Below are 15,817 nucleotides of genomic sequence, written 5' to 3' on the forward strand. Positions count from 1 at the left end.
GGGCAGGGACGCCCCGTCGCGGCGGCCCGCGGAGTAATGCCGGAGCTGAGGGCACACCGAGCCCAAGCGAGGTGCCGAGTGGTGGGGCAAGAGCGTTTTGCTTACTTTTGCGCTTTTCAAAAGTGAGCCGCTGTAAGAGCGGAACCAATCGAAGCCATCACCCAAATAACGGATATGCCCCCCACCCCACGCCACTACAAATTCCGACTATGCCGATAATCGCTGACCGCCTCATACACCGCCTTACGCAACCGATTAATCCCCCCAATCGGCCGATGCGCCTCCACCCCGAACCACGGGTTAAACGACTGATTATCACAAGCCAGATTCAACGCCGGCGTATCAAAATCCTGCGCCGGAATCACCACCTTGGCCACCGTCTCAAACGGCGCATCACTCTCTTTCCATTCAATGCTGGTGTCCTCGATCGGCATGAACTTCTGCGGATTCTGCCGCTGAATCTGCAACACAAAACACGCCGCCACCCGGTCAGTCGATAGTTGCTGATTCAACGCACCGCGCAAAAAGTTCGGCAGATCCTGATTCTGCTTGGGCAGCACATACGCAGGACAACCCTGGGGATCCGGCGCCACCCGAAACTTCGCATTCGCCGTCCCAAACTTATACGGCGACACCGAGAAGTAAGTCGTCTGCGTAGGACTCACCGGCGGCGGCGCCAACGTCGCCAGCGCGATAAGCAGATGCCGCACCTGCCAACTGCGCGGATCCACCGAAGGGAAAAACGCCATGACCTTCTTGCCATCAGCCTGGGCCGAAACGTTCTGCGCATACTCCGCCACATCACTGACAAAAAAGTTCGGATGGCTGAACATCACAAAATCCTGCTCACCCCGCGCCTGTTGATCCGCCAGCAACTGCTTGCCCGGTACATCCAGCAATTTGATCGCCATGCCCCGTGCATCACGGATGCTGTCGAACTGCGGATACGCATTGCCGTTGGACAGCCGCATCATCGCCTGCCAGGTCTTGCCCGGCTCGGCAAATACACCCTGGCGCAGGGCCGGGTCGAGGTCCGGCAGTACGCTGACCTCTGCCTTCACACAGCCATGCGCCTTGGCATGGGCATCGCGCAGGTAGCGTGTGCCTTCACGGTGCTGGTCGACGATGCGCACAGCGGTCTGAATGATGCCTTGGGTCATGGCGGCTTCCCCGGGCGGGATCTGTTCATCCGGCGACACCGGGCCGCTGTGCTGCCAGGCAAACCACAAGGTGGACAACAACCAGCCCAGCAGTCCCAGGCCCACCAGCCACAACAGGGTTTTGCCGAGAAACGCGCCGAGGCGCAGCCAAAGTCGAGCGAGCATTTTAAAATCCTTTTCTGCGAAGTCGGTGGGTCAGGGCAGTTGCTGTTCCAGCGGGCCGCCCAGCACTTTCAAATATTCCAGCAGCGCCCAGCGTTCCTGGGGCAGCAAGCCTCGGCCAATCACTCCGTTGCCACGCTGGCCGGCACGGAATTCGTGGCCGCTGTTGTGGTTGCCGGTGATGCGCGTATCGAACAGGAAGGCGTTGGGGAACGCCGCGGTTTGATAGCCCAGGTGACGCGGGTCGTATTCGAAGGTGCCTTTATAGAAGGTCGGGCTGCGCTCGTCCTGGGGCGAGAGCAATTGGTAGATCGTCGGCACCGAGCCGTTGTGCAGGAACGGCGGTGTCGCCCATACCCCGGCCAGCGGCCGAGCCTTGTAGGCGCGCAGTTCGCGCACGCCGATGGGCAGGCCGAAACCGTCCAGCTGTGGGCGTTCGGCAGGCGTTACGCCGGCGGCACGGTAGGCGTGGTCTTCGACAAAGGCGGTGATGTAGGCCAGGCCCTTGGCTGAAGAAATGCTGCGCAGGTCCAACGGTTCAGTGGGCGTGGGGTGCAGTTCGACGTTCATTTTGGCCAACTCCGCCGGGTCCCATTGCAGGGCGCTGAGGTCGAAGCGGTGGTCGGCGATGTTGCTGGCGGCAGTAGGGTCGGTGCCGATCACCTCCACCGGGAGCATTTTCAGTTGTCGCACCGGACGGCCATCGACCTGGGACACAGTCGGCACGTGGCAGCCGGCGCAGTTTTCTGCGAAGAGTGCACGGCCTTGGGCGGCCAATGGTTTGTCGATGGCGCCGAACAGGTCTTCCGGCCAGGTTGGCGGCTTGAGGCGTTGCAGGGTTTCTTCGAGGGTGCTCAGGTCGCGCACCCGCACGCTGGAGGGATAACGCGCGTCGCCCTTGAGCGGCTGGCCGGCGTTGTCGAAGAAGTCCAGCGTGGCGCCGACGCCCAGCGCTTCGCCGATATTGCGGGCCATGGGTTGCTGGGCCGAGCCGTTCCATTGCACCCAGTCGAAGGTCCAGATGTCCCACAGTTGCGGGTAGTCCACCGGTGCATTGGCGATACGATAGTTGTCCGGGGAAATGGCGTCGCCGAAGCTGGCGTTGGCAATGCGGCCAAAGGCGTCGGTACGCCCCGGGCCTTCTTCGGTGGGGTAGAGGCCACGGTGGGTATCGTTCCAGGCGACTTTCAGGAAGGTGTTCAGGGACTTCTTGAAGTCCTGGCGCAGTTGCGCGGCGTTCCGGTCGTCGTAGTCGTGGCCCAGGACGGTGCGGGCAAAGCGCTCGAATTTCCATGGGTTGTAGTAGGTCGAGGCGAGGCTGGCGACGAGCGCCTGGCCGAAGCTGCCGCCGCGCAGGGTCGGTACGCTGGAGGGCAATACATGTTGCGCCGGGCCGCCGTCGACACGCAGGCCCTGGCCTTTGAAGTTCAACTGGCCGGTGTGGCAGGCGGCGCAGGTGATGTCGAGGAACTCATCATTGCCGCCAGGGTTTTTATGCCGGGTGAAACCCACCGGCAGGTTGCCGGGGTTCTGTGCAGTGGGTACCTGTTTGGGGTCTACCAGGAAACCGAAGCGCGCCAGGTATTCGGGCGTGGCGAAACGCTGCTCGGAGAACGGCAGTTCCAGCGCGGTGAACCAGTCATAGCGCAGGCCCTTGACCTGGGTGCCCTGGGGCGTGAAGTAGTACGTCTGGCGATCTGCGGCGCTCCATTGATCCTGGTAGTGCACCTGTTCCACCGGCACGTAGTCCGGCAGCTTCGGGTTGACCACAAAATAGAGCACCACCGCCAGGATCAAGCCCAGCAGTATGAAAATCAGCAGCAAAACACGGGAAAAAATGCGCAAGATAACTATCCTTGTCGAGTTGTGTCGTTCTTATGCCATCAGGCCAGCAGTGCGGCAAGTGGCCATGAGCGTGGTTCCAGCGGTCCTGCCTTCCGTGGCAGAGCCATAGAATGAATGAAAATGCTTTTAAACACGTGAACTTATCAGAAGTTTCCTGCTCACATGCCGGTAGCCATTGGTCGTGGCCGCCTGATAAGCTCGCGACTTTACTCGAATGCCCTTTTGGCACACGAACAAGGAAATAGCATGAAACAGCATCGGTTGGCGGCGGCGGTGGCCCTGGTTAGCCTGGTACTTGCGGGTTGTGATTCGCAAACCAGCGTAGAGCTGAAAACCCCGGCGCAAAAAGCTTCCTACGGTATCGGCCTGAACATGGGCAAAAGCCTTGCTCAAGAAGGCATGGATGACCTGGACTCCAAAGCGGTAGCCCAAGGCATCGAAGATGCTGTCGGCAAGAAAGAACAGAAGCTGAAAGACGACGAGCTGGTCGAAGCGTTTGCCGCACTGCAGAAGCGTGCTGAAGAACGCATGGCCAAGATGAGCGAAGAGTCGGCAGCCGCCGGCAAGAAATTCCTCGAAGAGAACGCCAAGAAAGACGGCGTTGTCACCACCGCTTCCGGTCTGCAATACAAGATCGTGAAGAAAGCGGACGGTGCCCAGCCCAAGCCTACCGACGTCGTGACGGTTCACTACACCGGCAAGCTCACCAACGGCACGACCTTTGACAGCTCCGTGGATCGCGGCAGCCCGATTGACCTGCCGGTCAGCGGCGTGATTCCAGGTTGGGTCGAAGGCCTGCAACTGATGCACGTTGGCGAGAAGGTCGAGTTGTACATCCCGTCCGACCTGGCCTACGGTGCCCAGAGCCCGAGCCCGGCGATTCCAGCCAATTCCGTACTGGTATTCGACCTGGAACTGCTGGCCATCAAGGACCCGTCCAAGGCTGACGCGCCTGACGCACCGGCTGCCAAGAAGTAACCAGCGCCTGAACACACAACGCCCCGTCTCGACGGGGCGTTGTTGTTTCTGGCCTGTGTATAACTTTTCCAGTTGAATCCAGGCCACATTCAACCGAACCCACGCGGTCTAGAGCAGTCTGATAAAAGACTCGAGTGTGGCTAGACGCAGATCAACGCCAAGTCAATGAATTCTTGGGTTTTTTTTATGTGCGCAAAAAACGCCCGATCTGACTGCAGGCCTTGTATTACGTGGCTTTCAGCCTGGAAAATAGGCTCTGTTCACAAGGTTATCCACAATTTGTGTGGATAACCTTTTCTGTCGCCTGGAACTGGAGTGACGATGAAAGCCCCGTTTAATTTCACCCGCTTCCTGCCCATGGCCGCTCGCCTGCTGGGCCGCGGGCGCTTGCCCACGCTGTTGTTCGCGGTGGCCGCCAAAGGTTCGAGCCAGGGCAACCGGCTGGGCAAGCTCACGGATGATCTCAAGCTGCTGCAGGCCTTGTGCCTGGCCTACTGGCGCGGCGAGTACCGGGCCATCAGCCCCAAGGCACTGATTTCGGTGGTGGCGGGGCTGATGTACTTCCTGAGCCCGATTGACGCGATCCCGGACTTTATCCCGGTGTTCGGCATGCTGGACGACATTGCCGTGCTGGCGTGGGTCATGAAGACCCTGGACGGCGAGCTGAGCGCTTTTCGCGCCTGGCGTGAGCGTCAGCGACCCGAAAAGCTCGCGGTGGTTGAGCGCCTTCCTGCGACCCCCCAACTGCTTGCGCAGGAAAATCCACAAAAAAACTGAACCTTGCGAATATCCCCCTGCGCTCTTTGTGGCTGTTAGGATTACACTCCTAAGGAAAGTACTTACGAAGTAAGTGTTGTGATCCTACGGGGCAGTCATGGATATTCAGATAATTACAAAGGATGGCGAACCCGAATATGCGGTTCTGCCATGGGCTCAGTATCAGGCGCTGTTAAAAGCCGCCGGTCCGCAACAGCCAACACCTCCTGCTTCGACCATCAGTCAAACCGCTGCCGAACCGGATCTGCGCCCCCTGGAGCAGCTGCGAAGCCTGCGCGAGGCCAAGGGCCTGGCCATCGAGACATTGGCACGCACAGTGGGCATCAGCCCGTCGTACCTGGGCTTGATCGAAAGTGGTGAACGCCAGCCGGACGCTGCCATCCGCCGCAGCCTGGCTTGGGAATTGGGCGTTGCAGGTTGGAGGGACGAAACGTGAGCGTACGTATCAGCCGTCAACATTGGGATGGATTAATCAACGAACTGGACCAGGCGCGCCGACAGCGCCACCTCCTGACCTACCGCGCGTTGCTGGAGCGCCTGCAATTTCCCACGCCGGCCATGCAAACCCTGACGGCGGCGCTGGAACACCTGGCCGCGCTGGATGCCAAGGCTGACCAGCCACTGCGCAGTTCCCTGGTGATCAGCCAGGGTGCGAGCCGCCTGCCCCGCACCGGTTTTTTTGAATGTGTGGAGCGCCTTGGGCGCTTCTGCGGGCCGTCCGATGGCGTGGCTGCGGCGTCGTGGCACGCCTCGGAAGTGGTGCGGGTGTTTGAGTACGATTATCCCGAGTCTGCCGAAGCCTAGCGCTTGGTGTTACAGGGATTCCGGCTCTTCCAGCTGCAAGCTGTCGATCACATGAATGCTGTAGCCCGCCACGTTCTTCGCGTGGTGCTTGGCTTGGGAGGCCAGTTCCGCCAACTGGCTGGCATCGAGTTGTCCACAGGCCTGTGGATATAAATGCACCACGCCGATGGACAGCGACAGCAACGCAAACTCCTGGCGCACGCCCTGGCGGTTCAGCGCGACAAAACACCCCGCGTCCAGGTGCTCGCTGCGATAGAAGCGCCGGCACTGGGTGTGGAAGTCGTCCAGCAACTGGTTGAGCCGCTTGCGCCAATCCTGCGGGCCCAGCACCAGCAAAAAGTCATCACCGCCGATATGCCCGACAAAATCGCGGCTGGGGTCTACCCGGTCGTTCAGGCATTGCGCCAGGCACAGCAGCACTTCATCGCCGCGGCCATAGCCGTAGATATCGTTGAACGGCTTGAAACTGTCGATATCCACGTAGCAGATCACCGACTCTCGCTGTTGCTGCAACAGCCGCGTCAGGCACTGCTGGATCGGTACGTTGCCCGGCAATAAGGTCAGCGGGTTGGCGTAACGCGCCTGCTGGATTTTCAGCTCGGTAATCAGCTTGAGCACATCGATCACCCGGCCCAGTCCCAGGTAGTCGCCGTTGAGGGTGATGATGAAATCTTCCTCGATCCGCTGGCGCGCGCGGCTGGTAAGCAGGCGGCTGACTTGCTGCAGGGACTGGCTCAGCTCCACCGCGAGGAAGTCGTCACTCATCAAGCGGCTGATGGGCTTGCGGGCGAACAGGTCGGTGGCGAACGGCTTGAGCAGCGCGTCCGACAATGAGTGCCGGTGCACGATGCCGATCGGATGGCCGCGCTCATCCAGCACGGCCAGGGAGTTGAGATTGGCCTGGCGGCGGAAGGCCTCCAGTACCTGCGCCGTGGCGGTGTGTTGGCCCACGGCTGGATGTTCGTTGAGCAGGGCGCTGAGGTCGCTGCCTTCGTCGTTCAGTGCGACGTTGGCGCTGTCGGGTTTGGGCAGCATCAACCGTGCCTCCTGCGGCGGGTTTTCCTGGGGGCGGCAGAGCAGGTAGCCCTGCACCAGGTCGACACCCATTTCCGTGAGTACCGCCAACTCTTCAGGCAACTCGATGCCTTCGGCGATGACCTGTGCCCGGGAGGCCTTGGCGATTTGCAGGATCGAGCCGACAAACTCGCGCTTGAGGGCGTCCTGGTGGATGCCGTCGATAAAGTGCCGGTCGATCTTTACGTAGTCCGGACGCAACTCCGACCACAAGCGCAGGCTGGAATAACCCGCGCCGAGGTCATCCAGGGCAATTGAAAAACCCATGGCGCGGTAGTGATGCAGCGCGGTTTGCAGCAGTTGAAAATCGTCGGTCGGGGTTTGCTCGGTCAGTTCGATCACCACCTGGCTGGGCGGAATGCCGAAGTCGCTGAGCAGTTGCAACGTGCGGCCCGGCTGGTGCGCGGTTTCCAGCAGGGAATCAGGCGAGACGTTGAGAAACAGCTTGCCCGGCAGTTTCTGGTCGCTGAAACGCCGGCAGGCACTTTCCCGGCAAAGCATCTCCAGCTCGCTGAGTCGCCCGGCGTGACGGGCCACCGAGAACAGCGCGATAGGGGAGTGCAACGGGCTGTTGGACGGGCCGCGACTCAGGGCCTCGTAACCGACGACGCGTCGTTCAGACAGAGAAATGATCGGTTGGAACAGGCTGTGCAAACTGCCTTGAGCCAGGATTGAGCCCAATGCATTCAGCTGTTCGGTCATGGTCATGATTTTCTCGAGTCGAAAAAAAAGGACCTGCTTTGGCAGGTCCTTCATTTCACGACAGAATGATGTCTATTTGATGACACTCCGAGGAGCGTTCACATTAAATTGCCATCATTTACTGCTTCGCTACCGTCTTGCTGATTTTCAAGTAGTCCAGCAGGATGCGCCCGGTCTCGCTCAGGTAGGCATCATCTTCCGGCTTGGTTTTATCAGGCTCGGCAGCGATCGCGTCTTCGTCTTCTTTCTTCAGTTCCTTGAGGGGAGCTTCGCCTTTGGCCTTGCGACGGGCGTTCTCCAGTACCAGTTGCTGATTCTCGATGTCGGTGTGCTGCGCACGACGGTCGGCTTCGTTCAGGCTGACGGTTTTCTCTTCCATCAACTTCTTGGCCAGGGCCAGTTTGTCGCGGATGAAGATGAACTCGGCATCCTTGGCGGAGCGGGTTTCGTGATCCGTTTTCAGCTGGGCCACGTAGGGCTTGAACGGGTCTACCGCCGGCTTGATCGCAGGACGGATGGTGTCCCACGGCATTGCCTCGGGCAGGGCGCTCTCGCCGATTTCCTTGGTGTCGATGATCGACGGGAAATCGATATCCGGCAGTACGCCCTGATGCTGGGTGCTCTGCCCGGAAACCCGGTAGAACTTGGCCAGGGTCAGTTTCAGCTCGCCATGGTTCAGCGGCTGGATGGTCTGCACGGTGCCTTTGCCGAAGGTCTGGCCGCCGATGATCAGCGCACGGTGGTAGTCCTGCATCGCGCCGGCAAAAATCTCCGAAGCGGATGCGGAGAGGCGGTTGACCAGCAACGCCATCGGCCCTTTGTAGAAGGCACCCGGGTTCTCGTCTTCCAGCACGTCTACACGGCCGTCAGCGTTACGCACCAGCACGGTCGGACCCTTGTCGATAAACAGACTGGTCAGCTCGGTGGCTTCCTGCAGGGAACCGCCGCCGTTGTTGCGCAGGTCGATGACCACGCCGTCGACTTTTTCCTTCTGCAGCTCGGTCAGGATTTTCTTGACGTCGCGAGTGGTGCTCTTGTAGTCCGGATCGCCAGCGCGGAACGCCTTGAAGTCCAGGTAGAACGCCGGGATCACAATCACGCCCAGCTTGTAGTCCTTGCCATCCTGCTTGAGGTTGAGGATCTGCTTCTGGACGGCCTGGTCTTCGAGCTTCACCGCTTCACGGGTGATGGACACGATCTTGCTGGTCTGGTCGTTCGGTGCGTTGGTGTGCGGAATCACTTCCAGGCGCACCACGCTGCCTTTCGGCCCGCGGATCAGCTTGACCACTTCGTCCAGGCGCCAGCCGACCACGTCGACCATCTCTTTGTCGGCCTGAGCCACACCGATGATCTTGTCGGCCGGAGCGACCTGCTTGGTCTTGTCGGCCGGGCCTGCCGGCACCAGACGCACGATTTTCACCTGGTCGTTATCGCTTTGCAGGACGGCACCGATGCCTTCCAGCGACAGACTCATGTTGATATCGAAATTTTCTGCGTTATCTGGCGACAGATAATTAGTGTGCGGGTCGTAGGACATCGCGAAGGTGTTGATGTAGGCCTGGAAGATATCTTCGGCACGGGTCTGGTCCAGACGTGCCAGCTGATTCTTGTAGCGCTTGGTCAACAGCTCCTGAATGGCCTTCGGCTCTTTGCCGGCGATCTTCAGGCGCAGGACTTCATCCTTCACGCGCTTGCGCCACAGGTCGTCCAGTTCGGCTTCGGTGGTCAGCCAAGGAGCGTCCTTGCGGTCCACCAGCAAGGTCTCTTTCTTGGTGAAATCGAACTTGTCGACGCCCTTGTTCAGCTCACCAATGGCGAAGTCCAGACGCGCCTTGACGCGGTCCAGGTAGCGCTTGTAGATGGTGAAGCCGGGCTGCAGGTCGCCGCTCTTGAGGAAGTCGTCAAACTGCGTCTTCCACTTGTCGAATTCGGTGATGTCGCTGGCCAGGAAATAGCTGCGCGAGGGATCCAACAGCTTGAGGTAGCTGTCGTAAATGATCACCGAGCGAGCGTCGTCCAGCGGCGGCTTGCTGTAATGATGGCGCTTGAGCAACTCAACGACGTTAAGGCTCGCAATCACCTCATCGCGATCAGGCTGAAGGTTGTCCCAGCTGTTGGCTGCGAACGTATTGCTCGATAGCGGCAAAAGGCCGATACCAATAAAAAGAGCGAGGGCGGTGCTGGGGAACAAATGCTTCATGCTGATTCGACGCGGGGGCAATTGATAACGCATATTAGGCCGTCTTTGAAGTCGCCGGTTCCATATGGGCCGGTCGCATAATGCAAAAAGCCCGGCGCTACAGCAACGGGCTCAGTCCAGACTCACTATGGAGGCACTGTGAAAGCATTGCAAGGCGTTGAAGGTCATGTGGAGTGGCAAGAAGAGCCGAGTCCTACATGCGATGTAGGCCAAGTACGCATTCGTGTGGCGGCTGCGGGCCTGAATCGGGCCGATTTATTACAGCGTTCGGGGCTCTATCCGCCGCCTCCCGGTGCCAGCCAGGTGCTGGGCCTGGAGTGTTCCGGGGTGATCAGCGAAGTCGGCGCCGGTTCGTCGTGGCAGGTAGGTGATCGGGTTTGCGCCTTGCTGGCTGGCGGCGGGATGGCCGAAGAAGTGGTGGTGGATGCCCGTCACGTGTTGCCGGTGCCGGAAGGCGTGTCCCTGGCCGAAGCCGCCGGATTGCCTGAGGTGTACAGCACCGCATGGCTGAACCTGTTCCAGTTGGCCGGCCTCAAGCCCGGCGAGAAGGTGTTGCTGCATGCCGGCGCCAGTGGCGTGGGCTCGGCGGCGATCCAGCTGTGCAAGGCGTTTGGCAGCCCATGCTGGGTCAGCGTCGGCTCGGCGGATCGCCTGGCTTACTGTGAAGCGCTGGGGGCCCAGGGCGGTGTGGTACGTACCGACGGTATCGAGGGCCTGAGTGATTTTGGCCCGTTCGATGTGATCCTCGATCCGGTGGGCGGCAATTACGCTGCGCTGAATCTCAAGCTGGCGGCCCGTGATGGCCGTTGGGTGTTGATTGGCTTGATGGGCGGCCGTGAGGCACAGCTCGACCTGGCGCAGGTGTTGGCCAAGCGTGTGCAAGTGTTGGGTTCGACCCTGCGCAGCCGGGATGACCAGTTCAAGGCGGACCTGTTCAGTGACTTGAGCCAGCACGTATGGCCGCTGTTTGCCGAAGGCCGCTTGAGCCCGCAACTGGCCAGGACCTTTCCGATCAAGGATGCCGAGGCCGCGTTTGCGGAACTGGCGACCAATCAGATTTCCGGGAAGCTGGTGTTGGTGATCGACGAAAGCCTGGTCTGATCTCAGATGAGTCTATGTGTTGGGGCTGAGCTGGGGCGGGGGGCATAGCCGTTTTTTGGGTGAATTTTGATATTGGTTCCGCTCTTACAGCGGCTCACTTTTGAAAAGCGCAAAAGTAAGCAAAACGCTCTTGCCCCACCACTCGGCACCTCGCTAAGGCTCGGTGTGCCCTCAGCTCCGGTATTACTACGCGGGCCGCCGCGACGGGGCATCCCTGCCCCGTCGCGGCTAAACCGGCGTCCTGCCGGTTTACCCGCTCCGTACTACCTGCGTTCGGCCAGCGTGGTTTAACGGGGCGCCTAAGATCAAGATCAAAAGCAGATCAACAGCACAGCGGCCTACAGGCCGGCTTGAGTGTGGTGAAGCAAAGGCAAAGGCCAGATCAAAATCTAAAGCGAGCACAATCCCCTGTAGGAGCTGGCTTGCCGGCGATGGCATCACCTCGGTGTATCTGATGTACCGAGTTGTCCGCATCGCCGGCAAGCCAGCTCCTACAGAAAAGCAGCTTTTGCCTTTGCTTCACCACACTCAGGTCGGCTTTCAGGCCGCCGTGCTGTTGATCTTGATCTTGATCTTGCTTTTGATCTGACTGCCCCATTCAGCCCGAGGCCGAACGCAGGGATTGAGGAGCGGGTAAACCGGCAGGACGCCGGTTTAGCCGCGACGGGGCAGGGACGCCCCGTCGCGGCGGCCCGCGGAGCAATGCCGGAGTGAGGGGACACCGAGCCTAGGCGAGGTGCCGACAGGCGGGGCAGAGCGTTTTGGTTACTTTGCCGCTTTTGCAAAGTGACTCGCTGTAAGAGCGAAACCATAAGCCGCCGTTACCTAAATAACGGATATGTACTCACCTCAAAACCGCGCGAAACGTCAGACCCAATGATGAATCGGCCACCCAGCCTTCTCAGCATGCGCCCGCAACACCGGGTCCGGGTTCACCACCTGCGGGTTCGCAACCTTCAGCAACAGTGGCAAATCATTGCGCGAATCCGAGTAGAAGTACGCGCCATCAAGGTGCTCACCTTCCTGCTCCAGCCATTCCATCAGGCGAGTGATCTTGCCTTCGCGGTACGTCAGTACACCGGTGGTCTTGCCGCTGTACACCCCATGGGCGACGTCCAGCTCGATCCCCAGCACTTCATCAATGCCGATACGCGCCGCAATCGGCTTGACCAGGTGCGTGCCCGACGCCGAGATCACCAAAATCCGGTCACCATTCTTGCGGTGCTGTGCAATGGTGCGGGTGGCTTCGCTGTAGATCAGCGGCTCGATAACGTCTTCCACCCAGGGCTCTACAAGATGCTCGATCTCTTCCGGCGTGCGGCCGATCATCGGCTCCAGGCTGAAGTCCATGAAGTCTTCCATGGCCAGCTCCCCACGGCTATAGGCCGCCATCAGTTCGTCGTTCCTGCGCATGAACGACTCGCCATCCACCCAGCCCAGGCGGCCCATCTGCTCGCTCCACAGGGTGGCGCAGTCGCCGTGGATCAGGGTGTCGTCCAGATCAAAAATTACCAAAGCCATCTGTCACGCTCTCTCAAATAAATCGTGCGTCAGGCTACTTCACACAACGCACTTGGGTCGATGGAAAGTGCCAATCGCTGGCCATCCGGGTGCAGATCGTCCGCCGAGCGATTAAGCACATCCACAACCAATTCCACCCCGCGCGCTTCGATGCGGTAGCGAATCACGTTGCCCAGCAGGCTGTGGCTGCGCACCAACGCATCCAGCTCGCCGCTGCGGCTGAGCTCGATGGCTTCCGGGCGAATGGCGATGCGCCCGGTGATCGGGCGCTGCAACAGTTTGCTGGCCTTGTCGGCGTCCAGCAGGTTGTAGTTGCCAATGAAGCCTGCGGCGAACACATCCACCGGCGCGGTGTAGAGGGTCTCGGCATCGCCACTCTGCACGATCTTGCCCTGGTTCATCAGGAAGATCCGATCGGACATGGTCAGGGCTTCTTCCTGGTCATGGGTCACGAAGATGGTGGTCAAGCCCAGCTCACGCTGGATCTGGCGAATCTGTTCGCGCAGGTGTTTGCGAATCCGTGCATCGAGGGCCGACAAAGGCTCATCCAGCAACAGCAGGCGCGGGCGGGTGACCAGGGAGCGGGCGAGGGCCACGCGCTGGCACTGGCCGCCGGACATCTGGTGCGGGTAACGCCCGGCAAGTTCTTTCAACTCCACCAGTTGCAGCACTTCCTGTACGCGCTTGTGGCTGTCGTCGGCATTGACCTTCTGCATGCGCAGGCCAAAGGCGACGTTCTGTTCCACGGTCATGTTGGGGAACAGCGCGTAGCTCTGGAACACCATGCCGATATGGCGTTTCTGCGGGCTGAGCGGGACGATGTCCTGGCCATCCAGCAGGATTTTCCCGCTGTCTACCGAGGTCAGGCCGGCGATGCAGCGCAGCAGCGTGGACTTGCCGCAGCCGGACGGACCGAGCAGGGTGACGAATTCGCCCTTGGCGATTTCGCAGTTGATGTCGCTGAAGACCGGCGTGCCGGCGTAGCCTTTTTGCAGGTGTTGGACGCTGACGAAGCTCATTGGCTTTTGTCCTTGTTCAAGATGTTGGCGGCCCAGGTCAGCACCAGCACAAAGAAGAAATAGGAGATCACCAGGGCACTGGTGAAGTGGCCGCTGCTGTTACGCATATTGTTGAGGTACACCTGCAGGGTCTCGTAGCGGGTGCCCACCAGGATGTTGGCGAACACGAACTCGCCGAACAGGAACGAGAACGACAGCAGCAACGCCACCATCAGGCCCTTGCGCAGGTTGGGCAGCACCACCAGGAATGCGGCCTGGAAGGTGCTGGCGCCGAGCAGTTGGGCAGCGTCCATCAGGTCCCGCAGGTTGATCGCTTGCAGGTTGTTGGTGATCGCCCGGTACATGAATGGCAACGCCACGGTGAAGTAGCAACCGATCAGGATCCACGGCGTACCCACCATCGCAAACGGCCCCGACCCGTAGAGCTGCAACAGCCCCACCGACGACACCACCGGCGGCACCGCGAAGGGCAGCAGGATCAGGATGTTCATCAGCGCATCGAGTTTGGGGAAGTGGTAATGCACCACAAACAGCAGCGGCAGGATCAGCACCACCGACAAAATCAACGCACCCACGCACACCAGCAATGACTGGCCAAAGGCATTCAGGAAGCGCGGGTCACTCCACAGCTGGATGTACCACTTGAAGGTAAAGCCGGAAGGCAGGATGGTCGCCGACCAACTGCTGGCGATGGAGTAGACCAGGGTGCCGAGCAAAGGCAGTACCAGGATCGCAAACAACAGGTACACCACTACCCGGTGGTAGAGGGCGGCCGAGCCAGGTTCAGCGCGAGACATGGTAGCTCCTCTTGAGCAGCAGTTGATGGACCACGGTCACCACGGTCATCAGCGCCACCAGCACCACGGCCAGGGCGCTGGCCATGTTCGGGTCCAGGGAAATATCGCCGGAGACCATCGCCGCGATGCGGATCGGCAGCACGTTGAAGTTGCCGGTGGTCAGCGCGTACACCGTGGCGTAGGCGCCGAGGGCGTTGGCCAGCAGGATCACGAACGTGCCCAGCAGCGCCGGGGTCAGCACCGGCAAACCGATATGCCGCCAGTATTGCCAGCCATCCGCGCCGAGCAATGAAGCAGACTCGCGCCAGTCTTCGCGCAGCGCGTCGAATGCCGGGTAGAGCAGCAGCACACCGAGGGGAATCTGGAAGTAGGTATAAAGGATGATCAACCCGGTCTTGGAGTACAGGTTGAAGTCCTGAATGATCCCGGCCTGCTTGAGCATGATGGTAATGCTGCCGTTGAACCCCAGCAGGATGATGAAGGCGAAGGCCAGGGGCACGCCGGCAAAGTTGCTGGTCATGTTGGCGAAGGCGGTCACGAAGTTGCGTAGCGGGCCGTCAACCCGGCGCAGCGAGTAACTGCCCAGCACGGCGATGATGATCCCGAACACGCTGGAGTAGAAACTGATCTCCAGGCTGTACTGGATCGCCTGCATATAGAACTTCGAACTGAAGATCTTGCTGAAGTTGGCCAGGCCCCAGCCGAACTCTTCCGACTGAACGCTGCTGATCATCACCCACACCAGCGGAGCGATCTCGAACACGATAAAAAAAATGGCGAAAGGCACCAGGCACAAGGCAGCCAGCCATTTGCCGCGGATCACGGAATTCACTTCAACAGCTCCCGGCATACAGGTTTGTCGTGGGGCACACCCAGCAGCTCGCAGACGGTGCCGCACAGCTCGGTTTGTTTGGGCGTGGCGTGGGCATCGAGGCTGAAAGCGTTGCCCAGCACAAACAGCGGCACTTCCCGTTCTTCCGGCAGCAGGCCGTTGTGGGAGCGGTCGTTGTTCATGCCGTGGTCGGCGGTCACCAGCACCTGATAGCCGGCGTCGAGCCAGCCTTGCAGGTAGTCGGCAAGGATGATGTCGGCCGAGCGTGCGCTGTTGCGGTATTGCGGGGTGTCGAGGCCGTGCTTGTGGCCGGCATCGTCGATGTTCATCGGGTGCACCACCAGGAAATTCGGCGCGTGTTTTAGGCGCAGGCTTTCGGCGTCGGCAAACAGGTGTGAGTCCGGGTAATGGTCACTCCAGTAGAAATGCCCGTGCTGGATCGCCAGCGCCGGGTCATTGGTATGACGGTCACGGGCGGCGATGAAAGGGCTGCGGTTATACAACTCGCTGACCCAGTGATAAGCCGCCGCCGCTGTGGATAAACCGGCGTCGGTGGCGTAATGGAAAATGCTGCGCTGGTTGGACAGGCGCGAGACGTTGTTGTGGACGATGCCGCTCTGAATCGGCGGGACGCCGGTGAGGATGCATTCGTACAGGGGCCGGGACAGGGCCGGCAGTTCACATTCCAGTTTGTAGAGTGCTGCGCGTCCTGCGCCGACATAGGCCTGCAAGTGCCCCATGGCGTGTCGGGCAACCTCGTAATTCAGGCCGTCGAGCACGACAAGGATGACGTTGTGCTTCATAGGGGCTGGGGCTCCGCAACAAATAGGCTTGACTCGGTTTTT

The 15,817-nt window shown here is 60.2% G+C and carries 15 protein-coding genes; 6 read left to right on the forward strand and 9 right to left on the reverse strand.

Translation table 11 applies throughout. The features are described from left to right. Positions 1 to 194: 194 nt before the first annotated feature. Positions 195 to 1,325, reverse strand: coding sequence for a catalase family protein (locus V3W39_RS32040; RefSeq protein ID WP_330214072.1), 1,131 nt, complete (start codon positions 1,323 to 1,325; stop codon positions 195 to 197). A gap of 30 nt (positions 1,326 to 1,355) precedes the next feature. Next, on the reverse strand, positions 1,356 to 3,167 hold the full coding sequence (locus V3W39_RS32045; RefSeq protein ID WP_177079402.1) for a di-heme-cytochrome C peroxidase: 1,812 nt from the start codon (positions 3,165 to 3,167) through the stop codon (positions 1,356 to 1,358). A gap of 246 nt (positions 3,168 to 3,413) precedes the next feature. On the opposite strand from V3W39_RS32045, the gene V3W39_RS32050 reads away from it, so the two are divergent. The 4 genes from V3W39_RS32050 (at position 3,414) to V3W39_RS32065 (ending at position 5,726) form a co-directional block, all read left to right on the forward strand. Then, positions 3,414 to 4,145, forward strand: coding sequence for an FKBP-type peptidyl-prolyl cis-trans isomerase (locus tag V3W39_RS32050; RefSeq protein ID WP_177047414.1), 732 nt, complete (start codon positions 3,414 to 3,416; stop codon positions 4,143 to 4,145). Between the two features lie 321 nt (positions 4,146 to 4,466). Beyond that, positions 4,467 to 4,922 (forward strand): YkvA family protein, encoded by a 456-nt coding sequence (locus V3W39_RS32055; RefSeq protein WP_177121610.1) that lies wholly within the window; start codon positions 4,467 to 4,469, stop codon positions 4,920 to 4,922. A gap of 97 nt (positions 4,923 to 5,019) precedes the next feature. Then, positions 5,020 to 5,358, forward strand: a complete 339-nt coding sequence (locus V3W39_RS32060; protein ID WP_177047415.1) for a helix-turn-helix domain-containing protein — start codon at positions 5,020 to 5,022, stop codon at positions 5,356 to 5,358. Next, positions 5,355 to 5,726, forward strand: coding sequence for a hypothetical protein (locus V3W39_RS32065; protein ID WP_010166435.1), 372 nt, complete (start codon positions 5,355 to 5,357; stop codon positions 5,724 to 5,726). The genes V3W39_RS32060 and V3W39_RS32065 overlap by 4 nt, the downstream gene beginning before the upstream one ends. 9 nt (positions 5,727 to 5,735) lie before the next feature. Here V3W39_RS32065 and V3W39_RS32070 read toward each other — a convergent pair whose 3' ends face one another. Next, positions 5,736 to 7,508 carry a bifunctional diguanylate cyclase/phosphodiesterase gene (locus tag V3W39_RS32070; RefSeq protein WP_177047417.1) on the reverse strand — a complete coding sequence of 591 codons (1,773 nt, stop codon included), beginning with the start codon at positions 7,506 to 7,508 and terminating at the stop codon, positions 5,736 to 5,738. A gap of 112 nt (positions 7,509 to 7,620) precedes the next feature. Beyond that, positions 7,621 to 9,702: a carboxy terminal-processing peptidase gene (locus tag V3W39_RS32075; RefSeq protein WP_177047419.1), complete on the reverse strand. Its 2,082-nt coding sequence runs from the start codon at positions 9,700 to 9,702 to the stop codon at positions 7,621 to 7,623. A gap of 138 nt (positions 9,703 to 9,840) precedes the next feature. Here V3W39_RS32075 and V3W39_RS32080 point away from each other — a divergent pair, with 138 nt between their 5' ends. Together V3W39_RS32080 and V3W39_RS32085 are read left to right on the forward strand one after the other, a co-directional pair. Continuing rightward, positions 9,841 to 10,803, forward strand: a complete 963-nt coding sequence (locus tag V3W39_RS32080) for a zinc-binding dehydrogenase (RefSeq protein ID WP_177079403.1) — start codon at positions 9,841 to 9,843, stop codon at positions 10,801 to 10,803. Positions 10,804 to 11,257: 454 nt separating this feature from the next. Next, positions 11,258 to 11,392: a hypothetical protein gene (locus tag V3W39_RS32085; RefSeq protein WP_330214073.1), complete on the forward strand. Its 135-nt coding sequence runs from the start codon at positions 11,258 to 11,260 to the stop codon at positions 11,390 to 11,392. A 278-nt stretch (positions 11,393 to 11,670) separates the two neighbouring features. On the opposite strand, the gene V3W39_RS32090 is transcribed toward V3W39_RS32085, so the two are convergent. Genes V3W39_RS32090 through V3W39_RS32110 form a run of 5 tightly spaced genes read right to left on the reverse strand, consistent with a single transcriptional unit; the run spans position 11,671 to position 15,775 of the window. Next, positions 11,671 to 12,324, reverse strand: a complete 654-nt coding sequence (locus V3W39_RS32090) for an HAD family hydrolase (protein ID WP_177134692.1) — start codon at positions 12,322 to 12,324, stop codon at positions 11,671 to 11,673. Between the two features lie 29 nt (positions 12,325 to 12,353). Next, positions 12,354 to 13,343, reverse strand: a complete 990-nt coding sequence (locus V3W39_RS32095) for an ABC transporter ATP-binding protein (protein WP_003219745.1) — start codon at positions 13,341 to 13,343, stop codon at positions 12,354 to 12,356. Further along, the gene (locus V3W39_RS32100; protein WP_003219747.1) at positions 13,340 to 14,140 is read right to left on the reverse strand and encodes an ABC transporter permease; all 801 of its coding nucleotides are present in this window, start codon (positions 14,138 to 14,140) and stop codon (positions 13,340 to 13,342) included. The genes V3W39_RS32095 and V3W39_RS32100 overlap by 4 nt, the downstream gene beginning before the upstream one ends. Further along, positions 14,127 to 14,972 carry an ABC transporter permease gene (locus tag V3W39_RS32105; RefSeq protein WP_003219748.1) on the reverse strand — a complete coding sequence of 282 codons (846 nt, stop codon included), beginning with the start codon at positions 14,970 to 14,972 and terminating at the stop codon, positions 14,127 to 14,129. The genes V3W39_RS32100 and V3W39_RS32105 overlap by 14 nt, the downstream gene beginning before the upstream one ends. Next, positions 14,969 to 15,775, reverse strand: coding sequence for an alkaline phosphatase family protein (locus V3W39_RS32110; protein ID WP_177047839.1), 807 nt, complete (start codon positions 15,773 to 15,775; stop codon positions 14,969 to 14,971). Before V3W39_RS32110 ends, V3W39_RS32105 begins: the two co-directional genes overlap by 4 nt. Positions 15,776 to 15,817: the final 42 nt, after the last annotated feature.

It is taken from the genome of Pseudomonas sp. Z18(2022) (assembly GCF_036346535.1).
Lineage (GTDB): Bacteria > Pseudomonadota > Gammaproteobacteria > Pseudomonadales > Pseudomonadaceae > Aquipseudomonas > Aquipseudomonas yamanorum_A.